At 63.5% G+C, this 19,917-nt stretch carries 14 protein-coding genes; 9 read left to right on the top strand and 5 right to left on the bottom strand.

Annotated features, from left to right (window positions below; all coding sequences use genetic code 11):
• Nucleotides 1-35 precede the first annotated feature (35 nt).
• Nucleotides 36-905: a D-alanyl-D-alanine carboxypeptidase family protein gene (locus FQP90_RS04745; protein WP_439898632.1), complete on the bottom strand. Its 870-nt coding sequence runs from the start codon at nucleotides 903-905 to the stop codon at nucleotides 36-38.
• Between the two features lies 1 nt (nucleotide 906).
• Nucleotides 907-1,878 (bottom strand): type I pantothenate kinase, encoded by a 972-nt coding sequence (gene coaA / locus FQP90_RS04740; RefSeq protein ID WP_026539842.1) that lies wholly within the window; start codon nucleotides 1,876-1,878, stop codon nucleotides 907-909.
• A 138-nt stretch (nucleotides 1,879-2,016) separates the two neighbouring features.
• On the opposite strand from coaA, the gene glmS reads away from it, so the two are divergent.
• The 8 genes from glmS to FQP90_RS04700 all read left to right on the top strand — a co-directional run bounded on the left by glmS (nucleotide 2,017) and on the right by FQP90_RS04700 (nucleotide 14,706).
• Nucleotides 2,017-3,900, top strand: coding sequence for a glutamine--fructose-6-phosphate transaminase (isomerizing) (gene glmS / locus FQP90_RS04735; RefSeq protein WP_144648577.1), 1,884 nt, complete (start codon nucleotides 2,017-2,019; stop codon nucleotides 3,898-3,900).
• Nucleotides 3,901-3,904: 4 nt separating this feature from the next.
• Nucleotides 3,905-4,252 carry a holo-ACP synthase gene (locus FQP90_RS04730; protein ID WP_144648576.1) on the top strand — a complete coding sequence of 116 codons (348 nt, stop codon included), beginning with the start codon at nucleotides 3,905-3,907 and terminating at the stop codon, nucleotides 4,250-4,252.
• A gap of 16 nt (nucleotides 4,253-4,268) precedes the next feature.
• Nucleotides 4,269-5,846 (top strand): NAD(P)H-hydrate epimerase, encoded by a 1,578-nt coding sequence (locus tag FQP90_RS04725; RefSeq protein WP_208759941.1) that lies wholly within the window; start codon nucleotides 4,269-4,271, stop codon nucleotides 5,844-5,846.
• 69 nt (nucleotides 5,847-5,915) lie between these two features.
• Nucleotides 5,916-8,195: a glycogen debranching protein GlgX gene (gene glgX / locus FQP90_RS04720; protein WP_144648575.1), complete on the top strand. Its 2,280-nt coding sequence runs from the start codon at nucleotides 5,916-5,918 to the stop codon at nucleotides 8,193-8,195.
• Nucleotides 8,192-10,504: a malto-oligosyltrehalose synthase gene (treY, locus tag FQP90_RS04715; RefSeq protein WP_144648574.1), complete on the top strand. Its 2,313-nt coding sequence runs from the start codon at nucleotides 8,192-8,194 to the stop codon at nucleotides 10,502-10,504. Before glgX ends, treY begins: the two co-directional genes overlap by 4 nt.
• A gap of 47 nt (nucleotides 10,505-10,551) precedes the next feature.
• The gene (treZ, locus tag FQP90_RS04710) at nucleotides 10,552-12,330 is read left to right on the top strand and encodes a malto-oligosyltrehalose trehalohydrolase (RefSeq protein WP_144648723.1); all 1,779 of its coding nucleotides are present in this window, start codon (nucleotides 10,552-10,554) and stop codon (nucleotides 12,328-12,330) included.
• An 82-nt stretch (nucleotides 12,331-12,412) separates the two neighbouring features.
• Nucleotides 12,413-13,450 carry an L-glyceraldehyde 3-phosphate reductase gene (gene mgrA, locus FQP90_RS04705; RefSeq protein WP_144648573.1) on the top strand — a complete coding sequence of 346 codons (1,038 nt, stop codon included), beginning with the start codon at nucleotides 12,413-12,415 and terminating at the stop codon, nucleotides 13,448-13,450.
• Between the two features lie 170 nt (nucleotides 13,451-13,620).
• Nucleotides 13,621-14,706 carry an inositol-3-phosphate synthase gene (locus tag FQP90_RS04700; protein WP_144648572.1) on the top strand — a complete coding sequence of 362 codons (1,086 nt, stop codon included), beginning with the start codon at nucleotides 13,621-13,623 and terminating at the stop codon, nucleotides 14,704-14,706.
• 126 nt (nucleotides 14,707-14,832) lie between these two features.
• On the opposite strand, the gene FQP90_RS04695 is transcribed toward FQP90_RS04700, so the two are convergent.
• Nucleotides 14,833-16,521, bottom strand: a complete 1,689-nt coding sequence (locus FQP90_RS04695) for a formate--tetrahydrofolate ligase (RefSeq protein ID WP_144648571.1) — start codon at nucleotides 16,519-16,521, stop codon at nucleotides 14,833-14,835.
• 105 nt (nucleotides 16,522-16,626) lie between these two features.
• Nucleotides 16,627-17,871: a D-inositol-3-phosphate glycosyltransferase gene (gene mshA / locus FQP90_RS04690; RefSeq protein WP_144648570.1), complete on the bottom strand. Its 1,245-nt coding sequence runs from the start codon at nucleotides 17,869-17,871 to the stop codon at nucleotides 16,627-16,629.
• A 109-nt stretch (nucleotides 17,872-17,980) separates the two neighbouring features.
• Between mshA and FQP90_RS04685 the strand changes: the two genes are divergently transcribed.
• Nucleotides 17,981-18,499: a GNAT family N-acetyltransferase gene (locus tag FQP90_RS04685; RefSeq protein ID WP_144648569.1), complete on the top strand. Its 519-nt coding sequence runs from the start codon at nucleotides 17,981-17,983 to the stop codon at nucleotides 18,497-18,499.
• Between the two features lie 3 nt (nucleotides 18,500-18,502).
• Here FQP90_RS04685 and FQP90_RS04680 read toward each other — a convergent pair whose 3' ends face one another.
• Nucleotides 18,503-19,882, bottom strand: a complete 1,380-nt coding sequence (locus FQP90_RS04680; protein ID WP_144648568.1) for a 6-phospho-beta-glucosidase — start codon at nucleotides 19,880-19,882, stop codon at nucleotides 18,503-18,505.
• Nucleotides 19,883-19,917: the final 35 nt, after the last annotated feature.

Raw genomic sequence — 19,917 nt, 5'->3', positions numbered from 1 at the left:
GGTGACCAGGGGAGCGGGCCGATTCCTTTTAAGGCCTAGAGGTAGTCCGGCGCTGCTTCCAGTCCGAAGTACTCCTCGAGTGTCGCGATGCCTCGCGCAGCCATGTCCGTGGCCGCTTCGACACCGATGTAGCGAAGGTGCCAGGACTCGTAGAAGTAGCCCGTGGTGTCGTGGAACATCCAGGGATACCTGACGACGAACCCGAACTTGTGGGCATTGGCTTTGGCCCAGACGGCGGCGGGTTGGTCAGCGAAGCAGGGCTGGAAGCTGCAAGCTCCTCCTCCGTCGCCGATGTCGAAGGACCAGCCCGTTTGGTGCTCGGAGTGGCCGGGGCGGGCGGACGCGCGGTCCGCCGCCGCCTGCCCGGTGCCGGCGACGTAGCCGTTATAGGTGGCTACCTGCGTGGAGTAGGAGCGGTAGCCCGAGGCAAGGGTCATGATGACGCCCTCCGCTGCTGCGGCCGCGAACATCTTTTCTGCGGCAGCCGCCGTCGTGCTGTTGACGAGTGCGGCTTCGCCGCTGACGGCGAGCCGTATGTTCGGTTGGACAAGGTCTGCCGGGACGAAGTTCTGCGGATTCAGTGGCCGGTGCTTGTTGACTACTACCCAGGGGCTGGTGGGATCGGTCAGCGAGTGCTGGGTGGCCGCGGAACTGGACGGGGCGGCGCTTGTGGGCGCGGGGTCGGCGGCAGGCGCGACGACTGAAGGATCGCTGGTGGGGACGCCCGACGCGGCCACAGAGGGCGTGGCAGTGGCCGAGGGCGTGCTGGTCGCCGCATTCGCGGCAGCGGGGGAGGGGACGGCATTCTCCGGTGTGCACGCGGCAAGGGCGGCCATCCCGATGCCAGCGCTCAGGAAGCCCGCGAAGGCCCGCCTGCTGGGCATCGGCTTCGGGTGGTTGAGCACGTTAGACCTTCCTCAGCAGCATGCGGCGGATGGAGTGGTCCGCGTCCTTGGTGAGCACCAGCTGTGCACGGCCCCGCGTGGGCAGCACGTTCTCTTCGAGGTTCGGCTCGTTGATGCGCTTCCAGATGCCGCGTGCCGTTGATTCCGCGTCGTCGTCGGACAGGGTGGCATAGCGGTGGAAGTAGGACTCGGGCTGCGCGAAGGCAGTGGTGCGCAGTTTCCGGAAACGGTCTACGTACCATTCCTCGATATAGGAGGTTTTGGCATCTACATAGATGGAGAAATCGAAAAAGTCGCTGACTGCCAGTCCCTGCTTGCCGTCCATGCGGGGGCGGGCGGGCGCCAGGACGTTCAGGCCCTCCACGATCAGGACATCGGGACGCCGGACCACCACTTCCTTGCCGGGCACGATGTCATATGTGACGTGGGAGTACCAGGGGGCCCTGACTTCTTCCGCGCCACCTTTGACTTCCGAGACGAAGCGAAGGAGGCCCCTGCGGTCATAGGACTCCGGAAATCCCTTGCGTTCCAGGAGATGACGGCGCTTCAGCTCGGCCAAGGGATAGAGAAAACCGTCGGTAGTGATGAGTTCCACGTTGGGAGTTCCGGGCCAACGCCTGAGCATCTCGCGGAGTACGCGGGCGATGGTGGACTTACCAACCGCCACTGAGCCTGCCACGCCAATGACGAAGGGCGTGCGCTGGGTCTGTTCTCCCAGGAAGGTGGTTGTTGCGGCATGGAGCTGGTGCGAGGCCTGGACGTAGAGGTGCAGGAGCCGTGAAAGGGGAAGGTAAACCTCCCGGACTTCCTTCATGTCCAGGGGATCACCGAGGCCGCGGAGCCGAAAGATGTCCTCTTCGTTGAGGGGCTGCTCCATCTGGGCTGCAAGCCGGGACCAGGTCTGACGGTCCAGCTCTACGAACGGGGAAGCGCCGTCGCCGTTAGCTTCGGTGCGTTGCAAAGTCACGCTCATGATTCTGCCCTCCACGCGGCGGATCAGGAAATGCGAGACGACGGGACGATGAATTGTGAGTGATAGCCGACTAGCAGTAACAGTAGGAGCTGGGATGTCCCACGTCAGTTGTTTGCGCTTGCCGTTAGGCTTGTACCCATGTGTGGAATCGTAGGCTATGTTGGCAATTCGTCTCGCAAGGCAGCTGGTCACAGCGCCCTTGACGTCGTCGTGGAAGGGCTGCGCCGTCTTGAGTACCGCGGCTATGACTCCGCAGGCGTCGCAGTGGTGGCTGACGGGACGATCTCGTCCCGTAAAAAGTCCGGCAAGCTGAGCAACCTGATCGCGGAACTGGAAGCAAATCCAGTCCCCGAATCCCTTACCGGCATTGGCCATACCCGTTGGGCTACCCACGGCGGCCCCACCGACCGTAATGCGCACCCGCATCTCTCCGATGGTGGTCGCCTGGCGCTCATTCACAACGGCATCATCGAGAACTTTGCCGAACTCAAGCAGGAGCTGCTGGGCAAGGGCGTCACTTTCGAGTCGGAGACCGACACCGAAGTTGCAGCCGCGCTGGTGGGCGACATCTTCCGCAACCAGCTCAATGGCGACGGCGGAAACCTCACCGAAGCGATGCGCCTTGCATGCCAGCGCCTCGAAGGCGCCTTCACCCTCCTGGCAGTCCACGCGGACCAGCCCGACGTCGTTGTGGCCGCCCGCCGCAACTCCCCGCTGGTTGTGGGCCTGGGCGACGGTGAGAACTTCCTCGGCTCCGACGTCTCCGGCTTCATCGACTACACCCGTCGCGCCGTTGAGCTGGGCCAGGATCAGATCGTCACCATCACTGCGGATTCCGTGGAAATCACCGACTTCTTCGGCGCTCCTGCCGAGGGCAAGGAATACCACGTTGACTGGGACCCGGCTTCCGCCGAAAAGGGTGGCTTCAACTCCTTTATGGAGAAGGAAATCCACGACCAGCCCGACGCCGTTGCGCAGACCCTCCTGGGCCGCTCGGACCTTGATGGCAAGCTGACCCTTGACGAAGTCCGCATCGATCCGGAGCTCCTCAAGCAGGTTGACAAGATCATCGTCCTGGCTTGCGGCACCGCAGCTTATGCCGGCCTGGTGGCCAAGTACGCCATTGAGAACTGGTGCCGTATCCCCACGGAGGTGGAGCTTGCGCACGAGTTCCGCTACCGCGATCCGATTGTTGACTCCAACACACTGGTTGTTTCCATCAGCCAGTCCGGCGAGACCATGGACACCTTGATGGCGGTCCGTTACGCCCGCGAGCAGGGCGCCAAGACCATCTCCATCTGCAACACCAACGGTTCCACCATCCCGCGTGAATCCGACGCCGTGCTGTACACCCACGCTGGTCCGGAAATCGCCGTTGCATCCACCAAGGCCTTCCTTGCGCAGATCACTGCTGCCTACTTGCTCGGCCTGTACCTGGCCCAGCTTCGCGGCAACATCTTCTCCGGCCAGATCAAGGACGTCCTCGCGGACCTCAACAAGATCCCGGCCAAGATCCAGCACATCCTGGACAATGCCGGGCCCTTGCGTGAGCTCGCTCGCAGCATGAAGGACGAAAAGTCCGTGCTGTTCCTGGGCCGCCACGTTGGCTATCCCGTAGCCCTCGAAGGTGCCCTTAAGCTCAAGGAAATCGCCTACATTCACGCTGAAGGCTTCGCCGCCGGCGAGCTGAAGCATGGGCCGATCGCCTTGATCGACGATGGCCAGCCGGTCTTCGTCGTGGTGCCGTCCCCGCGTGGCCGCGACTCCCTGCACTCCAAGGTGGTCAGCAACATCCAGGAAGTGCGCGCCCGTGGTGCACGCACCTTGGTTATCGCTGAAGAAGGCGACGAATCGGTCAAGGATTACGCGGAGCAGGTCTTCTACGTACCGGAGACCCCCACGTTGCTCATGCCGCTGCTCACCACGGTTCCGCTGCAGATCTTTGCCGCTGAACTTGCCGGCGCGAAGGGTTACGACGTCGATCAGCCGCGTAACCTCGCCAAGAGCGTCACCGTAGAATAACCGCATGATTGTTGGCATTGGCGTAGACGTCGTGGACATCGAGCGGTTCGGTCGGCAGTTGGAGCGAACGCCTGGCTTGCGGGATCGTTTGTTTGTTCCTGCCGAACGGGAGCTCAACACGCGGTCCCTGGCTGCCCGTTTTGCAGCCAAGGAAGCCGTGGCCAAGGTCTTGGGAGCACCGGCGGGCATGAACTGGCAGGACTGCTGGATTGGTCTTGACGAGAATGGTCCTACCGTTCAGGTCAAGGGAACGGTGCTTGCTGTGGCTGAGGGCAAGGGCGTCAAGCGTTGGCACCTGTCCATGAGCCACGACGGCGGCATTGCCACGGCGACTGTCCTCGCCGAGGGCTAAGCGAACTTAATAAGCAATGATCAGCGCCTTCACCGGACAACAGATCAGGGATGCGGAACAGCCGCTCCTGGACTCCGGTGAGGGCGCTGTTCTGATGCAACGGGCTTCGTACGGCCTTGCCCAGGTGGTGGTCCGCGAGCTGAAGGCCAGGCGCCGACTCGCGGGAGCCGGCGTCACCGTCCTTGCCGGCAAGGGAAACAACGGCGGTGACGGCCTTTTTGCTGCCGCTCTCCTTGCGCGCCGGGGAATGCGCACGACGGCGATTCTCGCCGCGGCTGACGTGCACCCCGAAGCACTTGCTGCTTTCACTGCTGCCGGCGGGCGGACTTTCCGCTTGGAACCCGGAAACGCAGAGGAACTCGCGGTCATGTGCGCAGGCGCCGACGTCGTTATCGACGCCCTGCTCGGAACGGGCGCCCGTGGTGGTTTGCGGGACGACTCCGCGGAACTGGTGGCTTCGCTCCAGGAGTTGCGTCCACGGCTGGTCGTGGCGTGCGACCTCCCCAGTGGAGTGGATGCGAACACCGGCGAGGTCCATTGGCCGGTGCTGGACGCGGACATGACGGTGACGTTCGGCGGCATCAAAGCCGGGCTGATGACGGACCCCGGTGAAGGCTGTGCCGGACGTATTGAACTGGTACCGATTGGTATTGAAGAATTCCTGCGCGCCGAAGGCCCTGAGGTGCGGCGGATGACTGCCTTGGATTTAGGCAGTGTGTTACCCAAACCCGGCCGACGTGCCCACAAATACTCTCGAGGAGTTCTTGGCGTCGTTGCTGGGTCCCCGCGTTTTGCCGGCGCTGCTGTGTTGAGCGTCCACGCGGCAGCCTTGGCTGGAACCGGCATGGTGAGGTACGTGGGTCCGGAATCCGCTGCGGGACTGGTCTTGGCGCCAACCCCCGAAGCCCTGTGGGAATCCGAGGACCCGGGCCGCGTTCAGGCGTGGCTGCTGGGCTCCGGAGTTGACGGCGAGGAACAAGTCGACCGCGCCCGGACCGCCGCCGCAGCTGCCCTGACCGCTGATCTGCCCGTCGTGGCCGACGCCGGCGCCCTGAGCCTTCTTCCTGACCGGTGCCCTCCGCACTGGATCCTGACGCCACACGCCGGAGAACTGGCCACACTGCTGGGTTCACTGCCTTCTACCGGGGAGGTGGCCGTGACCCGTGACGACGTTGAGTCCCGGCCACTGCACTTCGTACGGCAGGCTGCCCGGGAAACGGGGGCCACCGTCCTCCTGAAGGGTGCCACCACACTGGTGGCCTCGCCGTCGGGCGTCGTCTTCAGTCAGTCGGAAGGCACCGCATGGATGGCCACCGCAGGCAGCGGTGACGTCCTGGCGGGCGTCCTCGGGGCGTTGGTGGCGCAGAGCGCGGAAGCAGTCAAGGAGGACGACGGCGCGTACGCCCGGCTGGGGTTGAACCCAGAGGACCGCTGGGCTGCTGTGGCCGCCGTTGCTGCGAGCGTCCACGGACGCGCAGGCGTCCTGGCTTCCGCCGATTTCGCAGGAGGACCCCTGACGGCGTCGGCGATCATGGCGGCGGTTCCGCGCGTCATTGGTTCGCTGAACGCGGAATACGACCGAACAAGACCATAAGGTTACTGTCAATGTCGGGGACATGAGTAGGCTTGCAGCAGGTTATCCGCATCACCAAGAGGAGAACGCATGGAAGTCTGGCCTGGATCGGCTTATCCGCTGGGTGCCACCTTTGACGGCACCGGCACCAACTTCGCGCTGTTTAGCGAGAAGGCCGAGAAAGTGGAATTGTGCCTCTTTGACGACGACGGCGGGGAAGTCCGCGTGGATGTCACCGAGGTTGACGGCTATGTGTGGCACTGTTACCTGCCGCAGGCTCAGCCCGGGCAGAAGTACGGCTACCGTGTGCATGGCGACTACGACCCCGACGCCGGTCAGCGCTTCAACCCCAACAAACTGCTGCTGGACCCCTACGCCAAGGCGATCCACCGGCAGATTGATTGGGATCCGTCCCTGTTCTCCTACAACATGGGGGACCCGGATTCCCGCAATGATGAGGACTCGGCTCCGCACATGATGCTGGGCGTCGTCATCAACCCATTCTTCGACTGGGATGGGGACAAGCTGCTTCGGATTCCGTACCACAAGTCGGTGATCTATGAGGCCCACGTCAAGGGCTTGACCCAGATGCACCCCGAGGTGCCGGAAGAACAGCGCGGCACCTATGCCGGCGTCGCCCATCCTGCCGTCATCTCCCACCTGCAAAAGCTGGGCATCACCGCCATTGAGCTCATGCCCGTGCACCAGTTCGTCAATGACGGCATCCTGCAGGACAAGGGGTTGAACAATTACTGGGGCTACAACACCATTGGCTTCTTCGCGCCGCACAACAGCTACAGCTCCAAGGGTGATACCGGCCAGCAGGTCCAGGACTTCAAAGCCATGGTCCGGGCCCTGCACACTGCAGGCATCGAAGTCATCCTGGACGTCGTGTACAACCACACGGCAGAGGGCAACCACCTGGGACCTACGTTGTCCTTCAAAGGCATCGACAACTCTGCGTATTACCGCCTGGTGGAAGACGACCAGAAGTACTACATGGACTACACCGGCACCGGCAACTCGCTGAATGTCCGCAGCCCCCACTCCCTCCAGCTGTTGATGGACTCCCTGCGTTACTGGGTGACCGAAATGCACGTGGACGGGTTCCGTTTCGACCTCGCCTCCACGCTGGCCCGCGAGTTCTACGACGTGGACAAGCTGTCCACCTTCTTCGAACTGATCCAACAGGACCCGGTTGTTTCCCAGGTAAAGCTGATCGCAGAGCCGTGGGACGTTGGTCCCGGCGGTTACCAGGTGGGGAACTTCCCGCCGCAGTGGACCGAATGGAATGGCCAGTACCGGGACACGGTCCGCGACTTCTGGCGTGGGGAACCGTCCACCCTGGGCGAATTCGCGTCCCGCTTGACCGGGTCGGCGGACCTCTACGAACACTCCGGCCGGCGCCCGGTGGCATCCATCAACTTCGTCACCGCCCACGATGGCTTCACCCTGGCAGACCTCGTCTCCTACAACGAGAAACATAACGAGGCCAACGGCGAAGACAACAACGACGGCGAATCCCACAACCGCTCGTGGAACTGTGGCGAGGAGGGACCCACGGACGATCCCACCGTCCTCGGTTTGCGGGCGCGCCAGCAGCGCAACTTCATCGCCACCCTTTTCCTCTCCCAGGGCGTGCCAATGCTGCTCCACGGAGACGAGTTGGGCAGGACGCAGCGCGGCAACAACAATGGCTACTGCCAGGACTCCGAACTCACGTGGATCAACTGGGAGAACGTGGACCAGCCACTGATCGAGTTCACCGCCGCCGTGTGCGCCCTGCGCGCCAAGCACCCCAGCCTTCGCCGCAGCCGGTTCTTTGACGGACGCCCGGTGTTGCGTGGGGAAGGCGAGCGGCTCCCGGACATCGTATGGTTGGACGCTGACGCCAGCACCATGAGTCCCTCGGACTGGGACGAGGCGCTGGGCCGCTCTGTGGGCGTGTTCCTGAACGGTGACGGTATCCACGGCCGCGACAACCAGGGACGACGCATCACCGACGTCAACTTCCTGCTCTACTTCAACGCGGACCAGGACGAGGTTGGCTTCCGGATTCCGTCCGATGAATATGCTCCGGCCTGGGACGTCATGATCGACACCGCGGGAGAAGGCGCCGAAGCAGGTGTCGTCAAGCCGGACCAGATCCTCATGGTAGGTGCCAAGTCCTTGGTGGTCCTTCGTGCGCACAGCACTCCCGAGGTGGAACCCGACCATTCGGTGGCAGCATCCCTCGCCGCGCTGACCCAGACGAGCACTCCGGAAACGGCCTCCATCACGGCACCTGCGGTGACGTCCCTCCCCTTCGACTACAAGGGAGACGCCACGGCCGACGATGAGTCCGATTCCGCGAAGAAGGCCGACTCGTGAGGACGCCCGTCTCGACATACCGGCTCCAGATCCGGCCGAGCTTCACACTGCAGGACGCTGCCGGGCTCACCGGCTACCTGCGGTCCCTGGGCGTCGACTGGATCTACGTTTCGCCGATCCTCACCGCAGAGGAGGGTTCGGACCACGGTTATGACGTCACTGACCCCTCCTCCGTGGATCCCACACGCGGCGGTCCCGAGGGCCTCGCCGCCCTCGCCAAGGCCGCACGCGAGCAAGGTCTGGGCATCTTGGCAGACATTGTGCCCAACCACATGGGCGTTGCCTCGCCCGGGCAGAACGCCTGGTGGTGGCAGCTCCTGAAGGAGGGACGCGCGTCCAAGTACGCGGAAGCCTTTGACGTCGACTGGGACTTCGGTGGCGGGAAAATCCGTATCCCCATCCTGGGCAGCGATGACGACCTGGATCACCTCGAAATCGTGGATGGAGAACTGCACTACTACGACCACCGGCTTCCGCTGGCCGAGGGGACTTTCACAGCCGGGGACAGTCCGCAGGAGGTCCATGCGCGGCAGCACTATGAGCTGGTGGGCTGGCGCCGGGCGGATGCTGAACTGAACTACCGCCGCTTCTTTGCCGTGAGTACCTTGGCCGGCGTCCGAGTGGAGATCCCCTGGGTCTTTGACGAGGCGCATGAAGAGGTAGTCCGATGGTTCCATGAAGGTCTGGTGGACGGCCTCAGGATCGACCATCCGGACGGGTTGGCAGATCCCGAAGGCTATCTTGCCCGGCTGCGCGAGGCCACTGGCGGGGCGTATCTGCTGGTGGAGAAGATCCTGGAACCGGGAGAGGCATTGCCGGACACCTTCGACTGCGAAGGCACCACCGGCTACGACGCCCTAGCGGACGTGGACCGACTGTTCGTGGACCCGAATGCCGAGGATTACCTCGATTCTCTGGACGCCAGGTTGCGGGATGCGGATGAGCCGGCAGACTACGCCGCCATGATCCACGGGACCAAACGCCGCATCGCGGACGGCATCCTGCGCTCGGAGATCCTCCGCCTGGCGCGGCTTGTGCCGGAGGCCGCCCGGTTGTCTCCGGATATGGTGGCCGATGCCATCGCGGAAGTCATATCCTGCTTCCCCATCTACCGGACGTATCTTCCCTATGGCAGGGAGATCCTGCTGGAGTCCATCAACCGCGCGGCGGAGAACCGCGAAGACCTCAAGGCGGTGCTGGAGGACCTGACGCCGTACTTGCTGGACACTGAGGGCGAACTCGCCCGGCGTTTCCAGCAGACCTCCGGCATGGTGATGGCCAAGGGCGTGGAGGACACTGCGTTCTTCCGCTACACACGGCTCGGGACGCTCACCGAAGTGGGGGCAGATCCCACTGAGTTTGCTCTTTCCACGCAGGATTTCCACGAGCGGATGGTTCGCCGCCAATCTGATCTGCCGTTATCGATGACAACGCTGAGTACGCACGACACCAAGCGCAGCGAAGACGCTCGGGCACGGATCTCCGTGATTTCCGAGGCTGTCCCCGAGTGGGAGCTGTTCCTCGGCACAGTCCAGGAGCTCGCACCTATCCCGGATGGTCCCTTGGCCGCATTGGTGTGGCAGTCAATCGTTGGTGCATGGCCTGCAGATCGTGGCCGCCTCCAGTCATATGCGTTGAAAGCGGCCCGTGAAGCAGGTAATTCGACCAACTGGACCGACCCCGACCTCGACTTCGAGCGCCACCTTGCTGCCGCCGTCGACGCCGTTTTCGACGTTCCGGAGGTAACTGCCGCCTTGGAGAACTTCGTTGCCGAGCTTGAACCGTACGGCACCTCCAACTCGCTGTCCGCGAAACTGGTCCAGCTGACCATGCCTGGGGTCCCGGACGTCTACCAAGGCACGGAGTTCAGGGACGGTTCGCTCACGGATCCGGACAACCGCAGGCCGGTGGACTTCAAAGCCAGGATGGCGGCCCTCGCTGAACTGGACAAGGACTTCAGGCCTGCTTACACCGAGGAAGCTGCCAAGCTTCTGGTGGTGTCCCGGGCGCTCAGGCTTCGGCGGGACCGCCCTGAGCTGTTCGGCGGCTACCGTGCCGTGGATGCCCGAGGGGAAGCCGCTGGCCATGTGATCGCGTTTGACCGGGGAGCCGAGGCTCCGGGCGCGGTGACTGTGGGCACACGCCTGCCCAAGCGTCTCGCGGGGGACGGAGGATGGCGGGATACCACCATCGAACTCACAACCAGCGTCCGGGATGAACTTACCGGAACCACGTACAGTGCCGGTCCTGTGTCCCTTTCCACGTTGTTGGAGCAGTACCCGGTGGCGCTGTTGGTACCCACCGACTGATTCCAGAACCACACACCGTCACTCTTGAACACCTACTGGGGAGCATGATGCTGGAACACCCTGCTGGAAAAGACCTTTTCGACGTTTGGGCGCCGAACGCAGGTTCGGTCCGACTGCTCGCCGACGGTCGCGAACACGCCATGGAACAACATCACGACGGCGCCGCCACAGGTTGGTGGCGTGCGCCGGCTGACGTCGTGGCACAGGGAACCGACAACGTTCCCTACGGCTACATCGTGGACGGGGAAGGGCCCTTTCCCGATCCACGCTCGCGGCGGCAGCCCGAAGGCGTCCATGGGTTGTCCGCAACCTTCGATCCCTCTGTCCATGAATGGAAGGACGCCGGCTGGAAGGGGCGGAACCTCAAGGGTTCCGTCATTTACGAGCTGCACTTGGGTACCTTCACCCCGGAAGGAACCCTGGATGCTGCTGCCGGGAAGCTCGACTACCTGGTGGACCTCGGGATCGATTTCATTGAGCTGCTGCCGGTCAATGGCTTCAACGGTGTGCACAACTGGGGCTACGATGGCGTTCTTTGGTACGCCGTCCACGAGCCCTACGGTGGGCCTGCGGCCTACCAGCGGTTCGTTGATGCGGCGCACGCTGCGGGCTTGGGTGTCATCCAGGATGTCGTCTACAACCACCTCGGACCCAGCGGCAACTACTTGCCTAAGTTCGGTCCTTATCTGAAGTCAGGGGAGGGCAACACCTGGGGCGACTCCGTGAACCTCGACGGCCCCGGCTCCGATGACGTCCGCCGCTACATCCTGGAGAACGCTGCGATGTGGCTCCGCGACTACCACGTGGACGGGCTTCGACTCGATGCCGTTCATGCGCTGCGCGACGAACGGGCTGTGCATATTCTTGAGGACTTTGGTGCCTTGGCCGACCAGATAGAGGCCGAGACAGGAATTACCCGAACCCTGATTGCGGAATCCGACCTGAACAACCCTCGCCTCATTTATCCCCGCCAAGCCAACGGCTATGGGTTGGAAGGCCAATGGAGCGACGATTTCCACCATGCCGTCCACGTCAACCTCAGCGGGGAGACCACCGGCTACTACTCGGACTTCGACTCACTCGCAGTCCTGGCGAAGGTCCTTGAGCACGGATTCCTGCACGACGGCAGCTACTCCAGTTTCCGCGGGCGGCACCATGGCAGGCCCATCCGGCATGACCTGGCCCATCCATCGGCGCTGGTGGTTTGTCTGCAAAACCACGACCAAATCGGAAACCGCGCTATTGGTGACAGGCTCACGGCTTCGTTGTCGTACGGGAAACTGGCCATCGGCGCCGTGCTGACCATGACGTCCCCTTTCACTCCGATGCTGTTCATGGGGGAGGAATTCGGTGCTTCGACCCCGTGGCAGTTCTTCACCTCCCACCCAGAGCCTGAACTTGGGAAGGCCACAGCCGAGGGCAGGATCAAGGAGTTCGAGCGTATGGGGTGGGACCCGGCCGTTGTTCCTGATCCCCAGGATCCGGAAACGTTCCAGCGCTCCAAGCTCAAGTGGGACGAAGTCACCGATGGAGATCATGCGCGCTTGCTGCAGCTGTACAAGGATTTAGCACAGCTGCGCCGCAACATGCCGGAGCTGGTGGAAGGGGGCTTCGGCGAGACGTCCGTGGAGTTCGACGACGACGAACACTGGCTGCAGCTTTCCCGTGGCAGTGGCAGCGTGAGGGTGGTGTGCAACTTCGGGGACGAAGCACTCGCGACACCCCTGGACGGCTCCGTGGTGCTGGCTACCGACCACGAAGCATTCCTGGAGGATGGCACCCTGACGCTTCCCGGCGCCAGCGCCGCCGTCGTTCGCGTCAACTAGAGCTGCCGACAGGCCGGGGTGACGGCGCCCACATAGCGGACGGCGCGGTCGCCCCGGTTGGCACAGTGGCAGGATGGTACGTATGACTTATTCGGCTGCGGAAAACCGCTACGAAACCATGCCCTACCGCCGCGTCGGACGCAGTGGACTCAAGCTCCCCGCCATCTCCCTGGGCCTCTGGCACAACTTCGGCGACGACAAGCGTTTCGACGAACAGCGTGCCATCCTGCGCCGTGCGTTCGACCTCGGCGTCACCCACTTCGACCTCGCCAACAACTACGGTCCGCCGGATGGTTCGGCCGAGACCAACTTCGGGCGCCACTTGAAGGACGACTTCAAGCCGTACCGTGATGAACTGGTCATCTCCACCAAGGCCGGCTACTACATGTGGCCCGGCCCGTACGGTGAGTGGGGATCCCGCAAATATTTGATCTCCAGCCTGGACCAATCCCTTGAACGTATGGGCTTGGACTATGTGGACATCTTCTACAGCCACCGGCCGGACCCCGAAACGCCGCTGGAGGAGACCATGGGGGCACTGGACTACGCAGTTCGGTCCGGCAAGGCCCTCTACGCCGGCATTTCCTCCTACACCCCGGAACAGACGCTGGAAGCAGCCCGGATCCTGAAGGAACTCGGCACGCCACTGCTCATCCACCAGCCCAGCTACTCCATGTTGAACCGGTGGACCGAGAACGGCTCGCCCAACCTCTACGAAGCCCTGGACCAGGTGGGTGCCGGTTCCATCGCTTTCTCGCCGCTGGCCCAAGGGATGCTCACCAACCGTTACCTCAACGGGGTGCCGGCCGATTCGCGCGCAGCCAAGGAACGGTTCCTCTCCGAATCCGCGCTGACCGATGACAAGCTGGACCGCGTGCGGGGCCTCAACGCCATCGCCGAAGGCCGCGGGCAGACACTCGCGCAGATGGCCATTGCCTGGATCCTCCGCGACCAGCCGAAGGGCTCACCCGTGACGTCAGCTCTGGTGGGCGCTTCCAGTGTGGCCCAGCTTGAGGACACCCTCAGCGCCATCAACAACCTGAAGTTCACCACGGACGAACTGACGGCCATTGACGAGTTTGCCGTCGAATCGGACATCAACCTGTGGGCACAAAAATAGCCGCACAGCTGTGACATAAAACAGGAGGGGCCGGCCGGGAACAAAGCCGGCCCCTCCTGTGTTGGCTACAATGCAAGTGTGCGCCAACTGGCGCCGTGCCAATCAGTCGTGCCCTGGACTCAGCCAGCGGCGCGCCTGGCACCTGAGGTTTAGTTCTCAAAAGGAGTTCCGTGTCTTCACATCCGATTCGTGTTGCCATTGTCGGCGTAGGAAATTGCGCCGCATCGCTGGTCCAAGGTGTTCAGTACTATCGCGACGCTGACCCCAAGGCCACGATCCCGGGTCTGATGCACGTCGAGTTCGGCCAGTACCACGTCAACGACGTCCAGTTCGTTGCTGCTTTCGATGTTGACAGCAAGAAGGTTGGACTGGACCTGGCCGACGCCATCGGCGCCAGCGAAAACAACACCATCAAGATCGCCGACGTTCCCGCAACCGGCGTCACCGTCCAGCGCGGCCACACCCTGGATGGCCTCGGCAAGTACTACCGCGAGACCATCGTTGAGGCCCCGGAAGAAGCTGTGGACATCGTCGCAGCGCTCCGTGAAGCCAAGGCCGATGTCATGGTGTGCTACCTCCCCGTTGGTTCGGACCAGGCTGCCAAGTTCTACGCTCAGTGCGCCATCGACGCCGGCGTGGCGTTCGTCAACGCCCTGCCTGTCTTCATTGCCGGCACCAAGGAATGGGCTGACAAGTTCACCGAAGCCGGTGTCCCGATCGTCGGCGACGACATCAAGAGCCAGATCGGCGCCACCATCACCCACCGTGTGATGGCAAAGCTGTTCGAAGACCGTGGCGTCACGCTGGACCGTACCTACCAGCTCAACGTCGGCGGCAACATGGACTTCAAGAACATGTTGGAGCGCGACCGCCTGGAGTCCAAGAAGATTTCCAAGACCCAGGCCGTCACCTCCAACGTCGAGGCCGAACTTCACGCCGACGACGTCCACATTGGACCGTCGGACTACGTTGCCTGGCTTGATGACCGCAAGTGGGCCTTCGTCCGCCTCGAGGGCCGCAACTTCGGCGATGCCCCGGTGTCCTTGGAGTACAAGCTCGAAGTGTGGGACTCCCCGAACTCAGCCGGTGTGATCATCGACGCCATCCGCGCTGCCAAGATCGGCCTGGACCGCGGCATCGGCGGCCCGCTGCTCTCCGCTTCCAGCTACTTCATGAAGTCTCCGCCGGAGCAGTTCAACGACGACCTCGCCCGCGACAAGGTTGAAGCCTTCATCCGCGGCGACATCGAGCGCTAAGCCCGAACGTTTCCGCAAGCGCCCTTCCACTCATGTGGGAGGGCGCTTGTCGTTTGTCCGGACGCTCTCTCACTTCCTCCCTGAGGGTTGTGGGTTTGGGGGTGGGATGTGAGTGAGCGTTGGGAGCTAGAAAAGGCCCGTGGGGTTGCCGTCGGCGTCGACGTCCATGCGCATGGCCGCGGGCTCCTTGGGCAGCCCCGGCATGGTCATGACGGCCCCGGTCAGGGCAACAATGAAACCTGCCCCGGTCTTGGGAATCAGCTCGCGGACGTGCACCCGGAATCCCTTGGGCGCGCCCAGCCTGGAGGCGTCATCCGTAAAGGAGTACTGCGTTTTGGCCATGCAGATGGGAAGGTCCGTCCAGCCGTTCTTCTCGATCTCGGCGAGGCGCTTGAGGGCCGGGACGGAGAATTCCACGCCATCGGCCCCGTAAATCTCCTGCACAATCGTCCGGATCTTGTCCTCCACCGGGAGGTCCAGCGCGTAAAGGTGGTGGAAGTCGGAAGGGGCGTCCAGCGCAGCTGCCACCTTGGCAGCGAGCTCATCCCCGCCGTCGCCACCGCCGCCGCGTCCCCAAACATCGGCGACGGCGGCCTCCACGCCTTCCGCTGCACACCAAGCCAGCAGCCACTCAAGTTCCTCGGGAGTGTCGGTGGCGAACTTGTTGATGGAGACCACCGGCGAGATACCGAACTTTGCCACATTGCCGACGTGCCTCTTCAGGTTCTCCACTCCGGCCGCCACCGCGTCCACGTTGGGCTCGCTGAGCTGTTCCTTGGGAACCCCGCCTTGCATCTTGAGGGCGCGGATGGTGGCAACAACTACGACGGCGGACGGTGCCACCTCCGCGATGCGCGCCTTGATGTCCATGTACTTTTCTGCGCCAAGGTCAGCGCCGAAACCGGCTTCGGTGACCACGACGTCCGCAAGCTGCATCGCGGTGCGGGTAGCGATCAGCGAGTTGCACCCATGGGCGATGTTCGCGAACGGGCCACCATGAACCAAGGCGGGCGTTCCGGCGATGGTCTGGACGAGGTTCGGCTTGATGGCGTCCTTCAGCAGCATGGTGAGGGCGCCCTCGACGCCGAGGTCCGCGACGGTGACAGGCGCGCGATCGTGCGTGTATCCAAAGGTGATCCTGCCAAGCCGCGAGCGGAGATCGTCAAGATCCGTGGCCAGGCAAAAGACGGCCATGATTTCCGAGGCGACTGTAATGTCGAAGCCGTCCTGCCGAGGCACACCCTGGGTGGGGCCTCCGAGGCCGATGATGACTTCCCTCAGTGAGCGGTCATTCATGTCCAGCACGCGCTTGAAGGTCATCCGGCGCGGATCAATCCCCAACTGGTTGCCCTGGAAAATGTGGTTGTCGACCAAGGCCATGAGGGCGTTGTTGGCCGAGGTTACGGCATGGAAATCGCCGGTGAAATGCAGGTTGATGTCGTCCATGGGGAGCACTTGGGAGTAACCTCCCCCCGTGGCTCCGCCCTTCATGCCGAGGATCGGGCCCAGGGATGGTTCCCGAAGGGCGATCATCACCTTGTGTCCTGCCCGTGCCAGCGAATCGGCGAGCCCCACCGTCGTGGTTGATTTCCCCTCGCCCGCAGGGGTAGGGGACATGGCCGAGACAAGCACCACCTTGCCGGGTGCCTTGTTCGGCGGAATCACCAGCTTGGCGGGGTTGATCTTCGCCTTATGGGGCCCATACAGCTCTAAGGCGCCCACAGTGATGCCGGCGCGTTCGGCGATGACCTCAATGGGCAGGATGGCGGCGTTGCGGGCAATTTCAAGATCGCTCAAGACCTTGTTTTCAGACATCGTTGTCCTTCGGCTGGATGTTCCCGTACCAGGGCTGACGCTTGTGGCGTGCGTACGCTGTGCGCGACAATCTACCAGCCTGCGGGCACCACTCCCTGGACGTGCTCAGCGCCGGGGCACCAGGAGTCCGCCAACGGCTTCCCGGTAGCTCTCCAAGGTGATCGCGGCGGTCCGCTGCCACCCAAAGGATTCGGCATGGGTTGCTGCCAGCCGGCCCATGTCCTCACGGGTCTGGACGTCGTCGTAGAGATCTTCCAGGGCGTCTGCCCAGTCAGCGGGGTCATGTCCGTCCACCAGGATGCCGGTGCGGCCATCGGAGACGGCACGGGAGAGGCCACCTACGTTGGTGGCGACCACTGGCGTCCCGCACGCTTGTGCTTCCAAAGCGACCAGACCGAACGATTCGCTGAACGAGGGCATGACCACCACGTCTGCGGAGCGGAACCAGCCGGCCAGCTCCGGCGCCACAACGGGTGGGCGGTGAGTGACGACGTCGTCCAGTCCACAGTCATGGATGATCTGCTGGAGGTTGAAGTCCTTGGCCCCGCTGAGGGATCCCAGGATGGTCATCTCAAGATCGATGTCCGGCCGGCGCTTCCGTAGGATTCCGGCGGCTTTGACGAAGACCTGCGGTCCCTTGAGCCGCTGGATCCGGCCGGCAAACACGATGTGGAAGCTGTCCGGCCTGACGTCCACCTTGGCCCGGGACTTCTTCCGGAACGAGGGCGTGAAGACTTTCAGGTCCACTCCGGGAGGTGCGACATCGATCCGGTCGAGGTCGGCGCCGTAGTGGGACACGAGTTCCTCTGCCTCGGCAGGGGTGTTGGCCACGAGGCGGGAAGCACCATCCACGATCCTCTGCTCGCCTTCCTCCCGGCGCCGTGGTTCCGGGCGCTCGCCGGACTGCAGCACGAGGTTCTTGACCTTGGCCATGGTGTGCATGGTGTGGACCAGCGGTACACCCCACAGTTCGGCCAATTCGAGTCCTGCCACGCCGGAAACCCAGTAGTGGGAGTGAATGGCATCGTACCGACCGTGGAGTTGCTGGTGCCGGATCCTGTCGATCTCTTCCACCATGTGGTGCAGGAGTTCGGGCAGTTGTTCCTTGGGCAGCTTGCGGCGTGGGCCCGCCATGACGTTATGGACGCAGACTCCGGGGCCCGGATGTTCGACGGCGGGCTGGCCCGCTTTGGTGGAACGCGTGAAGATCTCCACCTCAACGCCGGTCTCAGCCAAGGCCATGGCCAGGGCCCGGACGTAGACGTTCATGCCACCTGCATCGCCTGCGCCGGGCTGCTCCATGGGGGAGGTGTGCAACGAAAGGAACGCCACACGTCGGATCGATGGCACGGCGTTCCTCCTGACAGACACAGCAAATTCACTTTTGCCCTGCAGAAAACACTACTCCTGCCACTGGCACACCAACGCGCGCGACCTTCAGGTGATCAAGGCTGCTAGCGTGTCCGCTGTGAGCCAAGAACAGACTTTTGATATCCGCCCGGCAACACCTGAGGACTGGCCCGGCATCTGGTCCATCCTGGAACCGGTGATTCGTGCCGGTGAGACCTTCACCTGGGACCGCGACACCTCCGAGGAAGCAGCGCGGGCCAAATGGACCAAGGAAGCTCCCGGCCAGACCTTCGTGGCAGTAAACAAGGACTCGGGCGGGATCCTTGGCACGGGGGAGTTCCACGCCAACCAAGCAGGCGGTGGAAGCCATGTTGCCAACGCCGGATACATGGTAGGGGCCAACAACTCCGGCCAAGGCATCGCCCGTGCTTTGTGCGCCTACTCACTGGAGGCAGCCAAGGCGTCAGGGTTTTATGCCATGCAGTACAACGCCGTGGTGGAAAGCAACGTCCGTGCGGTGTGGTTGTGGCAGTCCATGGGTTTCCGGATCCTCGCCACGGTACCTGAAGCCTTCAACCACCCGGAGATCGGCTACGTCGGCCTGCACGTGATGTACCGGAAGCTCTAGGACTCAGCGCCACAGTCCGCGCAGCTCAGGAAAAGCCTGCTCATATCCTTCCAACAGCTGCCTTCCCTGCGGGGTCGCGCCCACCAAGGGGTGCGACGCGAACGCCTGGACGGCCGCTTCGCGCTCGCCGTTTCGAACAGCGCGGATTGTCAATCGCTCCACCTCCTTGACGTGCCGCATCAGGGTGAGGAACTGCCCGCGGGGCGGTTCCTGCGCAAGCGGCAACGCGCCGTCGGGCGTTACCTCGCAGGGAACTTCGACGACGGCGTCTGCTGGCAACCCGGGCACGGCCACGTCCGCTGTGGCAGGGTCGCCCACAGCGACCACGGGCGCGTTGGGAACGTTAAGGATGAGTTGGGCAGTCCCACCGCCCGAGAGGGCACGCATGACGGACAGTGCCACCCGCTCGTAGCCACCTCCGGCGAGGTCTTCCTCATCCCGTTGCTCGCCGTGCGTGCGGGCCTCGGCCAGGTACCCTTCCTCCCGGGACCGGCGGGCGGCATCCCAGAGGGCATAGGCATCCGTGGACTCAAGCAAGCCGGGGTACAACGAGCTCTGCTGGTGGTGGATGGAAGCCCCCCGCGTTTCCCGCTGCTGGGTAATTGCTGCCGTGGCCTGCGAGGACCGGTAATAGTAGTAGAGGTATTCGTTGGGCAGGCAGCCGAGTTTCGTGAGCAGCTCACGGCCGAACAACCGGCCCTCTTCCATGGATTCGATCGCCGCGGGATCGGCAAGCAACTCCGGCAAAAGGTCGCGGCCGTCGGGTGCCAGCCTGTAAAGCCAGCCGAGGTGGTTCAGACCGTAGTAGCCCACGCCGTCGAGCGTCCCATCGGGAAGCGGCGACCCGGCAGCGCGGGCCGCACGCTGGACCAAGCCGCCCGCGGAGTCGCAGATACCGATCACGCGTCGGCCCAACACCGGTAGAAGCGCTTCGGTGACCATACCGGCGGGGTTGGTGAAATTGATCAGCCAGGCGTCCGGGCAATGCTTCCGCATGGCCTCGGCAAGCTTGGTCATGTGCGGGATGGTGCGCAGCGCGTAGGAGATTCCGCCGGCGCCCGTTGTCTCCTGGCCCAACAGGCCGAGTTCAAGGGCAATGCGTTCATCGGCGATCCTGCCGGCTGTTCCGCCGGGGCGGATGGCCGCGAAGACCATGTCCGTGCCACTCAAGGCCTCAGCAAGGTCCGTGGACATGACGACGTCGGGCCGTGTAGCCGCCGCCGTGGGCATGTCCCGAAGCACCGCGTCAATGGCCCTGAGCCGCTGGGCGTCGACGTCGTAGAGGACCACGCGGTCCACCAGTCCGGCGAAGGGACCCGCGCATAAGGCACGGTAGACAAGGGGAACCCGGAATCCGCCGCCACCGGCGATCATGAGCCGCATGCTCCGAGTCTATGCAGCCCCGAGGGTGCAGCGTA

The organism is Paenarthrobacter nitroguajacolicus, assembly GCF_007786235.1.
Lineage (GTDB): Bacteria > Actinomycetota > Actinomycetes > Actinomycetales > Micrococcaceae > Arthrobacter > Arthrobacter nitroguajacolicus_A.
The sequence above is the reverse complement of the archived record's forward strand: the minus strand, read 5'-3'. Positions and strand labels throughout refer to the sequence as shown.